The sequence below is a fragment of the Psychrobacter sp. genome (genome assembly GCF_041554015.1).
In the GTDB taxonomy this organism is placed as follows: Bacteria; Pseudomonadota; Gammaproteobacteria; order Pseudomonadales; family Moraxellaceae; genus Psychrobacter.
Window position 1 is genome coordinate 1 of sequence record NZ_JBFFMS010000088.1, and the last position, 2400, is coordinate 2400.

The 2400-nt window shown below is 44.1% G+C and carries 2 protein-coding genes and 1 tRNA gene; 1 reads left to right on the forward strand and 2 read right to left on the reverse strand.

All coding sequences use genetic code 11. From position 1 onward, the window contains the following. Positions 1 to 59: 59 nt before the first annotated feature. A complete protein-coding gene (gene rsgA, locus ABYU67_RS12110) occupies positions 60 to 1163 on the reverse strand; it encodes a ribosome small subunit-dependent GTPase A (protein WP_372845551.1) in 1104 nt (367 codons plus the stop codon). 256 nt (positions 1164 to 1419) lie between these two features. Between rsgA and orn the strand changes: the two genes are divergently transcribed. Further along, positions 1420 to 2007 carry an oligoribonuclease gene (gene orn, locus ABYU67_RS12115; RefSeq protein ID WP_372845553.1) on the forward strand — a complete coding sequence of 196 codons (588 nt, stop codon included), beginning with the start codon at positions 1420 to 1422 and terminating at the stop codon, positions 2005 to 2007. Between the two features lie 262 nt (positions 2008 to 2269). On the opposite strand, the gene ABYU67_RS12120 is transcribed toward orn, so the two are convergent. After that, a tRNA-Asp gene (locus tag ABYU67_RS12120) sits at positions 2270 to 2346 on the reverse strand. Positions 2347 to 2400 lie beyond the last annotated feature (54 nt).

Below are 2400 nucleotides of genomic sequence, written 5' to 3' on the forward strand. Positions count from 1 at the left end.
CGTGTGATGGCCATCATCGTGATTAACAGTGGATAAGAATTAATAAGGCTTAATAAGGCTCAATAAGGTTTGGTATCAGCCTCTTCTCTGAGCGTCACAAGGTTTTCAACGCGGCGCTGTAATACTTTACCCTCAGCAACTGCTTCCCATAATGCACAGCCTTTACTGTTATGAGTATGGCGACAGTCGCGGAACTGACAGTCACCAGATAGTGGCGCAAGCTCAACAAAGCCGGAAATAATGTCATCAGGCGTCAAGTGCCAAATACCATACTCGCGAATACCGGGGGTATCGACGATGCCGCCTTGGGTCAAATCATCTGGATTAAAGGGCAATAAGCGACTGGTAGTGGTGGTATGTTGACCAAGTTTTGAATTATCAGAGATGATATTGACGCTTTGCGCTGATTCAGGCAACAAAGCATTGATTAAGCTGCTTTTACCAACGCCAGATTGCCCTGCAAAAATAACCAGCTTTTTATCTATATGGCGTTTTAGCTCATCAAGTCCTTCTTGCTCATCGCTATCAGCGACGTTTTCTGGACAGTCAACTGAGGTCAAAACACTCTCATAACCAAGTGCGGCATATTGCGTCAATAACTCACTGGTATCAACGCCTTTTTCTTCTGCAAGCAAATCGGCTTTATTGAGCACCAGTAGAGGTGTGACCCCAGCATGATGGCAAACAACTAAGTAACGATCAATAAGCGTCGGGGCAGCAGCAGGCAAGGGCGCAAATACAATCGCTAAAATATCGACATTGGCGGCGACAGGTTTTAGCTTATGATAACGATCAGGGCGTGAGACCAGTGACGTACGAGGTTTGACTGATTCAATCCGACCAAAGCCAGTATTAGGATCGGCGCTAAAGCGTACTTGGTCGCCAGCGGCTAGCATCGGCAGGTTGGTTCGTACGTGGCAGCGCCAAATATCACCGAGTGCCAGCTCTTGCCAAAACGGCTCCGGATCATCAGGTGCAATCTCAGGCTGCATCGGTATTACAGCGGGCAAGCTGGTCACTTGCACTTCTAGCTGTTTACCATAATGCGCCATAACCACGCCATCCATCAAACTGTCATCGATACTATCTTGACTTAATAATTGCTGCTTATCGATGCGCCGAATCTGCTGTTTCGTCAGTTTGCGTTGTCGGATTAATGCCATGGGTTTGTGACCTATTATAAAATATTGCTCAGTGTAGCGTGAAAGTTTGCTAACATACAGCCTAAAGCACCTGCACTAGCACAGATTTTGTAATATTTTAGTGTTTATCCATGCTAAATAAAAGTCGCTGCTAGCTGTATATAAACATTTGCTGCACTTTATTGGCTGCACGTGAATAGCTACTTTATTTTATTATCATCGCTATCAAAGCTTTGCTTGTAAATTGTTCCAAACTTTATTGACCATAGGATATTTTATGACCACCGGCGACCACCCCAATAAGATTAAAATCAAAAACCAAGGCAAAAAAGGGCTGGTATGGATTGATTTAGAAATGACCGGACTGGATACTCTCAATGATGAGATTATCGAGATAGCCACTGTCGTCACCGATGAAGACTTAAACGTCCTTGCTGAAGGACCCGTATTTGCCATCAAAGTCTCTGATCAAGTTCTAAATAAAATGGACGATTGGAATACCAAGCAGCATGGTCAATCGGGGCTGGTCGACCGTGTGCGCCGTAGTACCGTGACTTTGGCTGAGGCGGAAGCTGAAACCATCAAGTTTTTAAATAAATGGGTTGATAGTGGTAAGTCGCCGATGTGCGGCAACTCAATTTGCCAAGATCGCCGCTTTATGGCACGTCAAATGCCAGAATTAGAGAGATTTTTCCATTATCGTAATCTTGATGTGTCGTCTATCAAAGAGCTATGCTTTCGCTGGCGCCCTGATGTCTTGAAGAACTTTGAAAAAGGCGGCAGTCATTTAGCATTGGATGATATTCGTGATTCAATTCGTGAGCTAAAACATTATCGTCAGCATTTCTTTAAGTTGATACCTTAGCATTCGGGTTTTATGTAGGGCTGCACATGCGAGATATCCGCTAACTTAGACTATAAGCTAGCCTGCAGTATGATAAGAAAATGGCACAATAAGAAAATAGTATGATCAGCAAAGAGTCTTCAGATGCACCGAACGCCAATAATTGGCTGGTTTGTCTGAAGACTTTTTAATGGTCTGATTTACAGACACAAAAAAACCTCAAACAATCTAATGTTTGAGGCGAAACTTGCTTAAACTCGAGAGTTTAAATTCGTTTTAAATATGGCGCAGCGGACGGGACTCGAACCCGCGACCCCCGGCGTGACAGGCCGGTATTCTAACCAACTGAACTACCGCTGCTTAGGTCGTACTTAGTTTATTTAACCACTTAGCCTACTACTTAAGAGTAATGCC